Origin of the sequence: Enterococcus sp. 6D12_DIV0197, from assembly GCF_002174385.1 — a bacterium.
In the GTDB taxonomy this organism is placed as follows: Bacteria; Bacillota; Bacilli; order Lactobacillales; family Enterococcaceae; genus Enterococcus_D; species Enterococcus_D casseliflavus.
In genome coordinates this window covers 3,660,683-3,675,325 of the sequence record NZ_NIBN01000001.1, presented here as the reverse complement: position 1 = coordinate 3,675,325, position 14,643 = coordinate 3,660,683, and the positions used below count along the sequence as shown (strand labels likewise).

General features: G+C 45.9%; 15 protein-coding genes. 11 read left to right on the top strand and 4 right to left on the bottom strand.

The annotated features are described in order from the left end of the window. Window positions 1-28: 28 nt before the first annotated feature. From A5867_RS17410 to A5867_RS17390, 5 genes are all read left to right on the top strand, one after another. Window positions 29-469 (top strand): MarR family transcriptional regulator, encoded by a 441-nt coding sequence (locus A5867_RS17410; RefSeq protein WP_005230651.1) that lies wholly within the window; start codon window positions 29-31, stop codon window positions 467-469. Beyond that, a complete protein-coding gene (locus tag A5867_RS17405) occupies window positions 466-1,902 on the top strand; it encodes an MDR family MFS transporter (RefSeq protein ID WP_236550388.1) in 1,437 nt (478 codons plus the stop codon). The genes A5867_RS17410 and A5867_RS17405 overlap by 4 nt, the downstream gene beginning before the upstream one ends. 156 nt (window positions 1,903-2,058) lie before the next feature. Further along, window positions 2,059-2,964 carry an EamA family transporter RarD gene (rarD, locus tag A5867_RS17400; protein ID WP_005230654.1) on the top strand — a complete coding sequence of 302 codons (906 nt, stop codon included), beginning with the start codon at window positions 2,059-2,061 and terminating at the stop codon, window positions 2,962-2,964. A 278-nt stretch (window positions 2,965-3,242) separates the two neighbouring features. Beyond that, on the top strand, window positions 3,243-4,085 hold the full coding sequence (locus A5867_RS17395) for a BglG family transcription antiterminator LicT (protein WP_087628105.1): 843 nt from the start codon (window positions 3,243-3,245) through the stop codon (window positions 4,083-4,085). 137 nt (window positions 4,086-4,222) lie between these two features. Further along, complete coding sequence (locus tag A5867_RS17390) at window positions 4,223-6,094, top strand: beta-glucoside-specific PTS transporter subunit IIABC (RefSeq protein WP_087628104.1); 1,872 nt, start codon at window positions 4,223-4,225, stop codon at window positions 6,092-6,094. Between the two features lie 187 nt (window positions 6,095-6,281). Here A5867_RS17390 and A5867_RS17385 read toward each other — a convergent pair whose 3' ends face one another. Beyond that, window positions 6,282-6,953, bottom strand: coding sequence for a cyclic nucleotide-binding domain-containing protein (locus A5867_RS17385; protein WP_087628103.1), 672 nt, complete (start codon window positions 6,951-6,953; stop codon window positions 6,282-6,284). Between the two features lie 196 nt (window positions 6,954-7,149). Here A5867_RS17385 and A5867_RS17380 point away from each other — a divergent pair, with 196 nt between their 5' ends. From A5867_RS17380 to A5867_RS17360, 5 genes are all read left to right on the top strand, one after another. Continuing rightward, window positions 7,150-8,082, top strand: coding sequence for a phosphate/phosphite/phosphonate ABC transporter substrate-binding protein (locus A5867_RS17380; protein WP_005230658.1), 933 nt, complete (start codon window positions 7,150-7,152; stop codon window positions 8,080-8,082). Window positions 8,083-8,242: 160 nt separating this feature from the next. Further along, window positions 8,243-9,034 carry a phosphonate ABC transporter ATP-binding protein gene (phnC, locus tag A5867_RS17375; protein WP_005230661.1) on the top strand — a complete coding sequence of 264 codons (792 nt, stop codon included), beginning with the start codon at window positions 8,243-8,245 and terminating at the stop codon, window positions 9,032-9,034. Further along, entirely contained in the window at window positions 9,006-9,785 is a 780-nt protein-coding gene (gene phnE, locus A5867_RS17370; protein ID WP_010748971.1) for a phosphonate ABC transporter, permease protein PhnE, read from the top strand. Before phnC ends, phnE (A5867_RS17370) begins: the two co-directional genes overlap by 29 nt. After that, window positions 9,782-10,564, top strand: coding sequence for a phosphonate ABC transporter, permease protein PhnE (gene phnE, locus A5867_RS17365; RefSeq protein ID WP_010748972.1), 783 nt, complete (start codon window positions 9,782-9,784; stop codon window positions 10,562-10,564). Before phnE (A5867_RS17370) ends, phnE (A5867_RS17365) begins: the two co-directional genes overlap by 4 nt. Before the next feature lie 4 nt (window positions 10,565-10,568). After that, on the top strand, window positions 10,569-11,381 hold the full coding sequence (locus A5867_RS17360; RefSeq protein WP_010748973.1) for a metallophosphoesterase: 813 nt from the start codon (window positions 10,569-10,571) through the stop codon (window positions 11,379-11,381). Between the two features lie 68 nt (window positions 11,382-11,449). On the opposite strand, the gene A5867_RS17355 is transcribed toward A5867_RS17360, so the two are convergent. Together A5867_RS17355 and A5867_RS17350 are read right to left on the bottom strand one after the other, a co-directional pair. Continuing rightward, on the bottom strand, window positions 11,450-11,926 hold the full coding sequence (locus tag A5867_RS17355; RefSeq protein WP_087628102.1) for an ImmA/IrrE family metallo-endopeptidase: 477 nt from the start codon (window positions 11,924-11,926) through the stop codon (window positions 11,450-11,452). Window positions 11,927-11,931: 5 nt separating this feature from the next. After that, entirely contained in the window at window positions 11,932-12,264 is a 333-nt protein-coding gene (locus A5867_RS17350) for a helix-turn-helix transcriptional regulator (RefSeq protein ID WP_015510522.1), read from the bottom strand. 162 nt (window positions 12,265-12,426) lie between these two features. Here A5867_RS17350 and A5867_RS17345 point away from each other — a divergent pair, with 162 nt between their 5' ends. Continuing rightward, complete coding sequence (locus tag A5867_RS17345) at window positions 12,427-12,792, top strand: hypothetical protein (protein ID WP_081116429.1); 366 nt, start codon at window positions 12,427-12,429, stop codon at window positions 12,790-12,792. Window positions 12,793-12,833: 41 nt separating this feature from the next. Here A5867_RS17345 and A5867_RS17340 read toward each other — a convergent pair whose 3' ends face one another. Further along, window positions 12,834-14,585, bottom strand: coding sequence for an ABC transporter ATP-binding protein (locus tag A5867_RS17340; protein WP_087628101.1), 1,752 nt, complete (start codon window positions 14,583-14,585; stop codon window positions 12,834-12,836). Window positions 14,586-14,643: the final 58 nt, after the last annotated feature.

Genomic DNA, 14,643 nt, shown 5'->3' with positions numbered 1-14,643 from the left:
GTGAAGAGGCGAAAGGAGCTGAAGGTCGATGGTTTCCGAACAAGAAATCGTGGAACGATTGTTTGAAGTGTATAAATTAAATCGGCGGTATGCGGAACAAAAATATGGGCGTTTTATGCCAGGTCGGGGACAGTTCAATTGCCTACTGGTATTGGACGAAAAAGGGACGTTGACCCAAAAAGATCTCGCCGCGTATTTAGCGATCCGTTCGACATCCACTGGCGAACTACTAAAGAAACTGGCTGAAAAAGGGCTGATCCAAAAAGAAGTCGATCCGAAAGATAAACGCAGCCATCTGATTTCGCTGACGGAAGCAGGCAAAGAAGAGGCACAGCGAATGAAAGAAAAACGCAGCAAGGCGCACCAAGAAATGCTGACCTATTTGACGGCAGAAGAAAAACAAGCCTTTGGTCAAGCCTTAGCAAAAATCGAACAGTTTTATCTTGAGAAGGAGGCGGACGTTGATTGAGTGAAACAGTCCAACGAACGGAACGTCAGCGGACGCTGATTTTTATTAATTTAATGATTACATGTATTGCCGTATCCATGTTGGCGACCGCCTTGACGACGGCTTTACCCGCCATCGTCACTGACCTGCAGATTTCCGTCACTACGGGACAATGGCTGACTAGCGGTTATTCCTTGGCGATGGCGATCGTTATGCCCTTGACGGCATATCTTATGAATCGTGTGCCAACCAAAAAGCTGTATCTCGCTGCCTTAGGAATTGCGTTGGTGGGCTTGCTGCTTTGTGCTGCAGCTCCCAATTTTCTAGTCATGATGCTTGCTCGTATTTTGCAGGCCGTAGGCAATGGAATCTTGACAGCAATGGCGCAAGTGATCCTCTTATCGATCTATCCGATCAATCGTATCGGTGTGGTGATGGGCTGGTATGGATTATCGATCACCGCGGCGCCCGTGATTGCACCGACTCTTGCTGGGGTGATCGTGGACCGCTTGAACTGGCATGCGATTTTTTATATCGTTGCCGTGATTGTTTTGATTTCACTGATTTGGGCCATAAAGGTTTTTGATGATGTTTTGCCAGTAAGCAACAGCAAATTTGATCAGACCTCTTTTGTTTTGAGTGCCTTCGCCTTTGGTGGGATTACTTTAGGTTTTGGCAATATCGGCAGCTATGGCTTTTTCAGCTTACCCGTTTTAGGAACCTTAGGGCTCGGTTTGGTAGCAGGGATCTTCTTTGTCTTCCGTCAGTTAAGAGCGGAAACTCCATTTTTGGATCTGCGGGTCTTAAAAACAAAAGAGTATGCCATCAGTGTCTTTGGCAGTATCATGCTTTACTTGGTCTTGATGGGTTCGGCGATGCTGATGCCGCTATACGTGCAGTCGATTTTAGGCAAATCAGCGACGATCTCGGGATTAGTCGTTTTGCCAGGCTCTCTGGTCTCGGCTTTCTTAAGTCCCGTGGCTGGGCGAATCTATGACAAAGTCGGCATCCGTTTGTTGACGCTTTTTGGCGGCGGCTCACTGGTCTTGAGCAACATCGGCATGTATTTTATCCATATGCACACGGGTATTTGGGTAGCAGTGGTTTTGAACATGCTGCGCTGTGCCGCCACAGGTTGTTTGTTGATGCCCTTCGTGACATGGGGAAATAAAAATATTCCGCCGCAGCTGACGGCGCATGGAACAGCGTTATTGACTTCTTTGCGGACTGTGGCAGGCGCCATCGGGACAGCACTATTTGTCGGGATCATGAATAGTGTGGCGCAAAAAAGCACGACCTTAACAGGAACAAGTGCACTGCTTCATGGGATGAATGTTTCTTTCTTATTGATGACGATAGCTTCTGGACTGCTGTTTGCAACGGGGCTATTCTTGATTCGTGATCAGAAGCCAGAAGCCGTTTGGCTAGAAGGGGCAGAAGAACCACTGGAATAAAGAGGGGCACCTTTCTTTGAAGGGTGCTTTTCTTGATTTATTTCATGAAACTCTATGAAAAACCAAAAAATTCGATATAATAAGATAACTTATGGTTTAGGAGGAGTATTTTTTTTCATTAAAGGCTTGCTTTAATGGAAAAAAATCAGGGAGAAAATGAAGAATAAAGGCGTTTATTTTGGATTGTCTGCCTATGTCTTGTGGGGCTTGGTCACACTATATTGGAAAATAATCGTTGGGGTTTCGCCATTAGCAACGATGTGCTACCGAATCGTGTGGTCCTTTGTTTTTATGGTGTTGTTTATCGTGCTTTCTGGGAAGAAAACGCAATTTTTACAAGAAGCGCGTCTGCTGTGGAAGAACAAAGCATTTGCTGGACTGATCGTTTTAGCTTCTGTGCTGATCTCCATCAACTGGTTCACCTTTATCTTCGCGGTGAGTGCGGGCCACGTGATGCAAGCCAGCTTAGGCTATTATATTAATCCGCTTGTCAATGTCTTGTTAGCGACCGTTTTTTTGAAGGAACGTCTTAGTCGTACTGGCATGCTGGCGTGTCTGCTGGCAAGTATCGGGGTGATCTTATTATCGATCCAAACAGGAACGATTCCTTATGCCTCACTGATCATGGCCTTTTCCTTTAGTACGTATGGCTTGATCAAAAAAAGGATCCCCATTAGTTCGGTTACTGGGTTAACGATCGAAACGATGGTGATTTTCCCCTTTGCGCTCGTGTATATTTTAGGATTTTCAACCGTCGGCTTTATGAATTATCCCTTGCAAACCAATCTCTTATTGATGGGTGCTGGGATCGTGACGGCTATTCCGCTGCTGCTGTTTGCGGAAGCCGCGAAAAATGTTTCTTACATTACGCTTGGGTTTATTCAATACGTCAACCCGACAATCATGCTTTTGTTAGCCATCTTTTTGTTTCACGAAACCTATTCACTGGCCCAATTTTCCGCCTTTGCGTTTATTTGGCTGGGGATCGCTGTCTTCACCTATGGTACGTTAGGAACGGCGATGAAAGAGCGGCGCATGGGACAGCAAAGAAAGCAACTTTGATACATCAGGAATGGCTGCAGCTGGGCCATTCCTTTTTTGATTAAAAAACAAAGCATTTTAGGTAGTGAAGGATGTTGCAAGGAGAATTGTTCAATGGTATAACAAAGGAAAAGCACGTTGCAGAAATTCTGATTGAAAAGGGTTGCATCTGCCACAGGGGTGTGTTATTATTCTTTCAGTTACAAGGATTGTTACTGTTCGGCAGGCAAAACCAGAATTGACCGTAGCGCGCTAATGGGGAGATTCTAGGTTTTTTTATTTTGGAGTGAGGGAAAACGATGGTTATTGGGAAAATTTTAAATAATAATGTCGTCATCTCGACCAATGATGCCGGTCAGGAAGTGATCTATATGGGTCGAGGCATTGCGTTTAAGAAAAAAGTCGGCGATCCAGTGGATGAAGCCTTTGTCGAAAAAGAATTTGTGTTAAAGGATACCTTTACTGCAAATCAGTTTCAGCAATTGTTTTCAGACATTCCTGTGGAAGAAGTCGAAGCCGTCAAGCAAGTGGTTGATGATGCGGAAGCATCCTTGGGGATCGAGCTGTCGCCAAATATTTATTTGACACTGACCGACCATATCCATTATGCGCTGGTTCGGGCACGTGAAGGCATTGAGCTGCCGAATCCATTGTTGTTTGAGACCCGCAAGTTTTATCCAAAAGAGTATGCAGTTGCAGCAGATGCCGTTGCTTATTTTGAAAAAGTCTTCGGGATTACATTGCCAGAATCGGAGATCGGCTTTATCGCTTTTCATATCGTCAATAGCGAACAAGCCAATGGCACGATGGAAACCACGATGCAAGCGGTAGAGATCGTTCGTGACGTACTGGCGATCATCAGTCGTTTTTATGGACGGGTCTTTAACCCAGATTCCTTGAATTATCAACGGATCACCACGCATTTGCAGTATTTTGCGCAGCGTTATTTAAGCGATGGACTTTCAGGGGAAAAAGATGAGTTTTTATTTGCCCTTGTGCAATCGAAGTACCCTAAAGCGTTTCAAACGGTCCAACGGATCAACGAGTACTTGATCAAAACCTACGACAAATCGATCGGTGAATCAGAAATGATCTACTTAACGATCCACATCGAACGTGTCGTCAATGATCAAACCAATTAACATTCAATCATTAACGGATTGTTACTGTCAGGCAGGCAATACCCAGATTGAAAAGACAACAGTCAGCGAGGAAAAAACTCGTTAGACGGTCGTTTTTTCAATCTGGGTTTTTTTATTAAAAAAGGAGTGTTGAAAAAATGAGTTCAAATAAAGATATTGCAGTTCGCGTCCTTGATGCGGTGGGCGGCAAAGAAAATGTCAACAGCGTGGTGCATTGTGCGACCCGCTTGCGTTTCAAATTAAAAGATGAGCACAAAGCGGATACGGCACGCTTGAATCAAGACGACGATGTGATCCAAGTCGTTCAAAGCGGCGGTCAATACCAAGTGGTGATCGGCAGTCATGTCAGCGACGTTTACCGTGAATTGAATGGAGTAGCGAACTTTGATGGCGAAGCAGACAGCAAAGGCGACAAAGGCAATTTGTTGAATCAACTGGTGGATATTATTTCGTCGATCTTTACGCCATTTTTAGGCGCAATGGCAGGTGCTGGGGTCTTAAAAGGATTCTTGACGCTGGCAGTCACCTTGAATTGGTTAGCAGCTGATTCTGGGGTCTACACCGTATTGTATGCGATTGCTGATGGGTTATTTACCTATTTACCAGTGATATTGGCTTTTACTGCAGCGAAGAAGTTTCGTACCAATGAATTTCTAGCGGTTTCCTTAGCGATGGCGTTGGTTCATCCAGACATCACCGCTTTGGCTGGGCAAACGTTGAGTTTCTTAGGCCTTCCGGTCATTATTGGTGCGAGTGCTTATACGTCTTCCGTCATTCCGATTATTTTAGCGGTCTTTTTACAAAGCTATGTGGAGCGTTTCTTTAAAAAAGTCATTCCTAGCTTCTTACAGATCATCTGTGTGCCTTTAGCGGTCTTCTTGATCATGGCGCCATTGACCTTTATTGTCGTCGGTCCACTAGGAACGATTTTAGGAAACTTGTTAGGTAGTGCCTATGACAGCATTTACCACTTCAGCCCACTGATCGCTGGCGCTGTCATGGGTGGTTTATGGCAAGTCTTTGTGATGTTTGGCATGCACTGGGGTTTTGTACCGATCATCATGTTGAATCTCAGCCAAACTGGTGTCGATACCATGGTACCAATGCTATTGCCAGCTGTCCTTTCTCAAGGGGGTGCAGCGCTAGCAGTGTTCTTTATGACAAAAAATGTGAAATTGAAAGGCTTGGCCCTTTCTTCAACGATCACCTCAATTTTTGGGATCACAGAACCGACGGTGTATGGGGTGACATTGCCATTGAAAAAACCATTTATCGCCGCGTGTATCAGTGGTGCCCTCGGTGGTGCCTTCATTGGCTTCAGCCAAGTCGAAAATTATACCTTTGGGTTAGTCAGCTTACTAAGTCTGCCGTCCTTTATCCCACAAGATACGAAAGATTTAAGTGGTCTGATCGCAGCTTCGATCGGCACGGCTATCGCTTTTGGCGCAGCGTTTGTCTTGACCTTCTTCTTACGTTTTGAAGATCAGCCAGCAACTGATGCCAGTGCAGCACCAGCAAAAGAGCCAGCAGCACCCACAGAAAGTTCGTCTAAAGAACGAGTGATCCTCAGCAGTCCGTTAGAAGGCAAAGTGGTTCCCTTAGCAGAAGTCAAAGACCAAGTCTTTTCTTCTGGTGCATTAGGAAAAGGTATCGCTATCGAACCAACTGTCGGGGCTTTATATGCGCCAGCAGATGGCACCATCACGACGCTCTTTCCTACTGGCCATGCCGTTGGTTTGACCACCACGGATGGAGCCGAAGTCTTGATGCATATTGGTATGGATACTGTGGAACTAGAGGGCAAAGGCTTTGAGGTCTTTGTTAAACAAGACGATCAAGTCAAACGCGGCGATTTGTTAGTGAAGTTTGATCTAGATACGATCAAAGCAGCTGGCTTATCCACGATCACACCGATCGTTGTGACGAACACCCCGCAATATTTAGATGTGATGGATATGAACCAAACCGATGTCTTGCAAGGAGAAGACTTCTTAGCCATCGTGAAATAAGCAAAAGAAACCCGATCCTCGACTGAATATCAGCAAGGATCGGGTTTTTTGTAAGAAAATAAGGCGCATTTGCCCTTCTCGCTTGCCTGACACGGTAGCAAACGCTTGTCACAGCGCGAGTTAAGAGCAAGACCAACATCAGGAACGCCTACTCAGGGAAAACCCGAACATTCTTGGGGACTGCTCCTTACACATGGCTTAAATTTTCGGCAAGCGACTCTAAAGCGGGGAAATCGAGAATTGCATAGCCCTGTTTTTGTTTTTCAATCAGCTTGTCTTCTCGAAAGCTGGTAAAGGTTCGCAGCAGGTGGCGATAGCTGACATTCAAGATCGCCGCACAGGTGGTCAACTGAAAGGAAAAGTGTTGATTTTCTTGATGCGCAAGAATAAATTTGGCCAACCGTGTCTCTACAGGTTCCGTCAATGAATTCGCTAAGTTGATCCCCGAATTCAAGCGGGAACTGAGCAACTGACAGATGGTTTGCAAAAAGCGGACGTCTTGTTGCAAGGTGTTGCGGTAGCGATTCAAAGGGATGCAGACGCAGACGCAAGCAGAAGCGGCTTTGACACTGCTTTTCGGCAGGAGTTCCCACAAAGAGGAAGCTTCTCCTAAAGGTGCAGCTGGCTTGGCGTAATCAATACAAATCGTTTGGGTATCCGAAGAGAAGGAATAGACCATCACGGTTCCTTCTACGAGAAAATACAAGTATTCAGAAGGCGTGCCTGTTCGAATCAGGTGCTCTTCTTTTTCAAAGGAATGCAAAGTGGCCATCGCTAACAAATCATTGTCCATATAAGATTGCAGATCGAAGGTGTCAATGTAATTATTGAGGCGTACGGTATCATCGATTTTTTTCATGGAAATCAGCCACTCCTGAATGGTTTTCTTTAAGTATAGCTTAGTTCCCCTTTTGACTCAACACGAACGATAAATAAAATCTAATGTAAATTGTATGTAAAAATAAGGTAAAATAGGACATGTGTCACTTCATTTTGACGGGATACTTGGTATGATTTGAATGTAAGAAAGCGTCAAACCATTAGGAGGAGAAAAAATGCCATTGAAACGAATTGTTAAAGGAATGTTAGGAATTGCGTTAGTTGCCGCATTGACCGGCTGTGGGAATGGGAGCAGCAGCAGCGACAGCAGTGCCGCAGCCGAAAAAGAAAAGCTGGTGGTACAATTCGTACCGACCAATAATGACGGCTCGATGCAAGCCAAAGCAAAACCGTTTGCTGAGTATTTATCAAAAAAATTAGACCGTGAAGTAGAAGTAACGTTAGCAACGGATTATTCGACGATCGTAGAAGCGATGGCTTCTGGACAAGTTGATTTAGGGATCATGCCGCCAGCCGCTTATGTTCAAGCCAAAGACATGGATGCAGCTGAAGCGATTTTGACTTCTCAATTAGGTGCTTATGATCCAGAGACGGGCTTGCCATTAGAAGGGGAAAAAACCAATACCTTCAAAGGGGAAATCTTGGTCCGTGCGGATAGCGATATGACAGAATTGACGGACTTAAAAGGGAAAAAAATCGCCACATTGAGTCCAAACTCTGCCAGCGGCTATATTTACCCAGTTGCCGAGTTGAAAGATGCAGGAGTTGATCCAACGACGGATGCTACATTAACGACCGTGAATGATATTCCAAGTGAAATCACTGCAGTCTTGAACGGTCAGATGGATGCCGCCTTTGTGTTCCAAGGGGCACGAAATGTCTTTGCATCAAGCTTTCCAGACAACGATTTATTCAAAGACCTAAAAGTCCTTTACTTGACTGAAGGGGATATTCCAAATGACGCCATTGCCGTCCAACCATCAATGGATGCTGAACTAAAAGAGCAGATCAAAGAAGTATTCTTGAACATGGCAGATGATGAAGAGGGCGCCGAAGCAATGAGCTTGTGGGGACACCAAGGGTATGAAGAAGCAGCAGATTCTGCTTACGATACCATTCGCGATTATACACAACGAGCAGCAGAGTAAAAAATCAGGGATTGCGGTAGAAGGATAACGGGACACGGAGATGTGCAGCGATTTACTAGGGGAATAGGTGGAATACGCAGTACCAGTGCATTTTTTAGTGAAATAGACCGTGACCGATTGGGGAAACTTTGCCGCGGTCCCTACATAATGGAGAAAACAGATGATAACTTTTGAGAATGTATCCAAAGTCTACCCAAATGGGGTCAAAGGATTACAGAACATAGATGTGACGATTGAGCAAGGTGAATTTGTGGCTATCATTGGCTTGAGCGGTGCTGGTAAGAGTACCTTTTTACGCTCGATCAATCGCTTAGTGCCAATCACTGAAGGAGATATCCGGGTAGACGGCAAATCAGTCACGAAAGCCAATAAAAAAGAATTGCGCTTGATTCGTCGACAAATCGGATTGATCTCGCAAAGCTTCAATTTGGTCAAACGCAGTACCGTTCAAAAAAATGTTTTGTCTGGGCGTTTGGGGTATTACGGGACCTGGAAAAGTATTTTAGGGTTGTTTACGAAAGAAGACTACGAAAGAACGAAAGAAGCGCTAGCGACTGTCGGCTTGTCAGACAAACTGCAAACGAGAAGCGACCAGTTGAGTGGGGGGCAACAGCAGCGGGTATCCATCGCCCGTGCCTTGGTCCAACAAGCGCCGGTGATTTTAGCAGATGAACCTGTGGCATCACTAGATCCCATCACGACAGAGAAAGTGATGGAGGATCTGAAGAAGATCAATCAAGAAATGGGCAAAACGATTGTCATCAATCTGCATTCGATTCCCTTGGCTCGTCAGTATGCGACAAGGATCATTGCCTTAAAAGCAGGTGCGATCGTTTTTGACGGCAACGCAGCCGCTTTGACAGATCAGCGTTTAGAACAAATCTATGGCAAAGCAATTTTTGAAGAAAAGGCAGGAGAAATCGATGAAACTGAAAGAAACAGTTCATTTTAATTGGTACAAACACCTGCTGCTGGTTCTTTTATTGCTGCTCTTTTTTCAAAGTAGTGCCTGGATCACAGGGGCTGATTTTGCACAAGTGTGGTCGAATCGCAGCCAGATGACGGCATTCATGGCTCGCTTTTTGCACCCAGACTTTAGTTATCTACCGCAACTGATGATGCCCTTGATCAAGACATTGCAGATGTCCTTTTTAGGCACCGTTTTAGGAGTAGTCGCAGCGATACCGGTGAGTCTGTTGGCGACAACAGTCGTGACAGAAAGCCGTTGGGTCTCGGTGCCGATGCGTTTTCTCTTAGGGCTGGTGCGGACGATCCCCAATCTATTGTTGGCGGCATTGTTCGTAGCGATTTTTGGGATCGGTGAAGCCACTGGTGTTTTGACCATTGCGGTCTTTACCTTTGGTATGGTTTCACAGTTGATGTTCCAAGCGATCGAAACCATTGATTTTGCGCCGATTGAAGCAGCAGCGGCGGTAGGAGCGAATAAATTTCAAGTGACCGTTTGGGCGATCATTCCCCAAGTCATCAGCCAGTTTGCCAGCTATACTTTTTATGCCTTTGAAGTCAATGTTCGAGCTTCGACGGTGTTAGGGTATGTGGGTGCTGGCGGGATCGGGGTCATCTTGAACGCCTCATTGGCATTGTTGAATTATGAGCGGGTCTCGATCATTATCTTGACGATTTTGCTGACGGTAGCGATCGTTGATTTTCTCAGTGAGCGGGTAAGGAGGTCTTTCCTATGATGATCAGAGAAGTGAAGAAAACGACTTGGCTGTTATGGGGGCTCTTTGCTGTCTTACTAGTTTTATCTGCTGCGACGCTGGATTATTCTGGATTAAGCACCTTTTCCTTAGCGATGGGAAGAGATGTCTTGCAAGGGCTGAGTCAGCCAGACTGGTCTTTCTTTTATGACGGCAGTGGGGAAGATCTGTGGAGCTTGTTGTTACTGACGATCGGGATCGCTTGTCTAGGAACGATGATCGCAACAGTCTGCGCGATTCCAGTGACCTTGCTGAGTGCCGCCAACCTATGGACCTCGACACCCTGGGTCGCAAAAATCGGCAAAATGATCTGCAATATCTTGCGGGCATTTCCCGAGCTGGTTTATGCGATTATTTTTGTCCGTGTGGTAGGTCCAGGACCTTTTGCTGGAGTTATGGCGATCGGTGTCCACCAGATCGGTATGCTAGGCAAGTTGTTTACCGAAGAAATGGAAGCCATGGATGAGCGCTTGACGGAAGAGATGCAAGCCGTCGGTGCCAATTTTTGGCAGACGATGTTTTTCGTGCGGGTCCCTTACTTAGCACCCATCTATAGTTCCTTTGCATTGAATCATTTTGAAATTGCGGTCCGCAGTGCGGCAACGTTAGGGTTAGTCGGTGCTGGCGGGATCGGTGCACCATTGATTTTTGCTATTCAAACCAGAACCTGGAGCAAGGTAAGTATTATTTTGTTGGGCGTCGTTGTGACCGTCTTCTTATTAGACCAGTTGACTGGAATCATCAGAAAGAAATTGAGATAAGCCTATGAATGTATTGCATATATCAGATATCCACTTTCGAGAAAGTTACCTGCCTTGTGAAGAAGGGTATCAAGGAATGCTGGCAGCCATGCAAAATCCCTTGATTCCTCTTGAAGAGTGTATCCAAGATGCCAAGGCGCGAGCAGCGATCGATTTGGTGGTGATCAGCGGCGATTTGACCGAAGATGGCGCGCCTGCCGACTATGCCTCTTTGAAGCAGTATTTAGAAAAAGCCTTTGGCTCAGTGCCCATCGTAGTAACGCTAGGTAATCATGATATCAAACGGCATTTTCGCCAAGGCTGGCAAGGCAAGTCAGTAGAAACCGCCAGTGATACACCTTTTAATCAAGTCTATGAAACGGAGACATTGGCGATCGTGACTTTCGATAATTCCTGCTATGGCTATGCCGACGGTATCGTAGATGAGCGACAGTTTGAATGGCTGCAAGCCACGCTGGCGCAGCTCAAAGAGAAAAAAATCGTTTTTGTGACGCACCATCATTTGTTGCCCGACCAAGCAAGCACGCCGGCATGGGCCGGTGCCAATCGTTTGGTGGCATTATTGCAGCAGTATCAAATCTCTTGTATTCTCAGTGGACATACCCATCATGCGTTTACGGGAACGATCGCAGGGATTCCTTACTATACTGTGGCAAGTATGTCGTTTGTCGGGGAAGATGAAGGCGATGGAATGGTCCGTTTTGAAGAACGCTATGGATACAATTTGTATCGTTTTGAGGAAGGTGCATTGGTTCATCAATCCTCAGAAAACTATCGACCGAACCGTGTATTGATGCGGGTCAACATGCAAGGATAAAAACAGACGTTCCGTCAACGCTGCCTTTAGCAGCAGGAAAGGAACGTCTGTTTTTGTGTGAAAAAGGCTTAGCCTTGATTGCCAAAGGTTTTGACAACTTCAATCGTGCCGTCGATATGAAAAAACAAGGTATAATTTTCTTCGGTTTTGATGCCATCAAAACGGCGGGCATAATAGGTGACCGCGTCTTTGAAGGTTTGTGGGGGAACCCCTAAAAAATCAGCGCATGCCGCCAATGTTTTGCAGCCTTCTTCAAAACAAGCGATGATATCATAGGGCGTGACCACGATCGCAGAACCAATGTCGCGGGCTTTGCGTTCTTGTTTGCGTTTTTCGTTGGTGTCTTGGGCGGTAATGTCGCCAGCACTGGTCAGATAATGACCGATTTCTTCACCGATGGTGCTCAAGAGGTCTTCTTGTGATTGGTCAGGGTTCAAGTAAATATGGTGATCGATGTACAATCCTTGCTGACCATCAGGCATATTTTTATCGAAAATAAATTGCAAGTCTGGGTAGGCGGCCATCAGTTCTTCTACTTTATCCATTTCCATCATTCCTTTTGGGCGTGCCGCTGTTTTATAAATTCAATATAGCTGAGGATATCTTCCATCTGCTCATCGGTGACGTCATCATCAATATGGGCCGCAACGGTTTGAACTTTTGCAGAGGGCTGCGTAAAGCCTGCCGGGACTTGTCTGCCTAGTAAAAAATCGGTGGATACTTGAAAAATCTCCGCGAGTTTGACGATGGTCTCGCCATCGGGTTCGTTACGATCATTTTCGAAATGAGAATACGCTGCGCGGGTGATTCCCAGCTGATCTGCGATCTGCTGTTGGGTTTGATTGGTTCGTAGTCTGAGTGTTCTTAGCCGTTCGCCAAGCATGAGTGATCGCCTCCTTTTTTGTAGTATAGCACGTTAGATATAATTTGTATCTATTTTTGTATTATTTGATATAAAAAATATCACATCAGTTGACGATACGAATCGTATCTTTTATACTGGAAACAGATGATATGAATCGTATCAAAAGAATGGGGGAGGATCATGGATACATCGATCGTAACAGTTGTCTTGCCGTCACTCATTACTGGTGTACTTACTTATTTGGCTACCCGAGTATCCAGCAAAGCGAATTTGGAACAAACGAATATCGAAAATGCCCAGAAGCTTTACCTAAAATATGAACAGATCAATCAAGAATTGACCCATAAAATCGATCAGTTAGAAGAAGAAGTCCAAAAGACCGCCAAAACCTACCAAGAAGAAGTCTTAGTTTATCAAGGAAAGCTTGCTACTGCCCAAAGCGAACGGGATTTTTTGCGGGCAGAAAATCAGGTGCTGAAAGAATTACAGCGAGTAAATCAAGTGCCTGGCACGCGTGAAGAGAAGCAACATTCAGCCGTTGGCTAATAGAAAAAAACTGCTTATCCGTCAATAAGCAGTTTTTTCGATTAGTTGATCATTTGTTCATTGACATAGGCAGCATAAAGCGGGTGGTTGTTGATCAATTGTGCATGGGTACCTTGACCGGTAATGGTGCCTTTTTCTATAAAGTAGATTTGGTCGGCATCCACGATGGTCGATAAGCGATGAGCGATCACTAATGTCGTACGTCCTTCCATCAAATGATCCAACGCCCGCTGGACTTTTTCTTCTGACTGAGAATCTAGGCTGGCAGTCGCTTCATCCAGCATCAGCAGCTTGGGATCCCGCAAGAATGCTCGAGCGATGGCGATCCGTTGTTTTTGCCCGCCAGATAGTTTGACGCCGCGTTCACCGATTTGTGTTTCTAGTTTTTCGGGGAACTCTTGGACGAACTGATCGGCATAAGCCAATGCCAGTCCTTGCCACAATTCCTCCTCTGACAGCGTCCGGCCCAATCCGTATTGCAAGTTTTCCCGAATCGTACCAGCAAAGACCGCACTGTCTTGGGAAACATAGCCGATCTGTGCCCGCCAGTTTTGCAGATCAATGTCAGCTATCGGCTGATCTCCAATCAGCAAGCGCCCGCTGGTGGGTTCATAAAAGCGTTCCAGTAAAGCAAAAATCGTGGATTTTCCGCCGCCGCTTGGTCCTGCAAAAGCAATCACGGTGTTGGGTTTGGCTTCAAAAGAAATGTTTTGCAAAATCGGCCGTTTGGGATCGTAACTGAAATCGATCTGTTCTGCTCGTAAGACTGTTCCATTGATGGCGGCTTTGGGTGCTGCCTGGATCGGCTCTAGCGGCGTATCCAAAATTTCTTGGATCCGTTCCGTAGCACCCATCGCTTTTTGGACTTGTGAAAAGAACATCGCAAACGTCGTCACAGGCGCAATAATATTAAAGAGATACAGTAGAAAAGCGATCAATGCGCCGCTCGTCAAGGTGCCGGCTTGGACACGGATCGCGCCATAACCGAGGATACCTACGAGTAAGCCCAGCATGGCCGTCGTCATGATTGGCTGCAAAATCGCACTGACTTTCGCATCCTTGACCCCGAGGGTAAAAATTGCCCCAATGTTGCGCCGACCGTTTTCTTGTTCACTGGCTTCTCCGTTGCTGGCTTTGATCAAACGGATCTCTGAGAGTTTTTCGCTGGCATCCGCATTGAAATCGGCGGTCGCTGCTTGCAACTGGCGTCCTAGTTTCGACATGATCTTGCCGATTGGCCACATGATCAAGGTGATCAAAGGCACCGCACTGAACATGATCGCAGCCATCTTCCAGTCCATCAAAAACAAGATGATCATCGAACCGACCAATTGGATCAAGCCAGTGACAAAGCTGGGAAATTGCGAGGTGACTAGCTCTTTGATCACGGAAGTATCATTGACGAGTCGCGAACTGCTTTCCCCCGACTTGTGGTCATCAAAATAGCTGACTGGCAAATGCAGCAGATGTTTCCAAAGACGTTCCCGCAACGTTTTCACAGCACTTTCTCCCACATAGCGCAAGAGAAAGCCGCCTAAAGTCCCTACGCCTAATTGCAGCACAAAGGCTAGGATCAAAACGACCAGCATGGAGGTGCTGAACGTGGGGGTGCCGCTGGCATCGACCAGCGTTTTCGTCAGCTGCGGCACGACCAAACTGGCGGCACTTGTGATCAGGCTAAAGAGCATCCCTAAAAGAAACAAGCCTTTCTTAGGATTGACACTGACGATCAGGTGGATAAAGTCTTTCATTTTAAATTTGTTTTTGTTCACTGTTGGTGTCGTTGTTTCCATTCGTTTTCCTCCGCAGCAAGCAAGATGGCTCACCGCTTTTTCTTTTTAATTAGGTGTT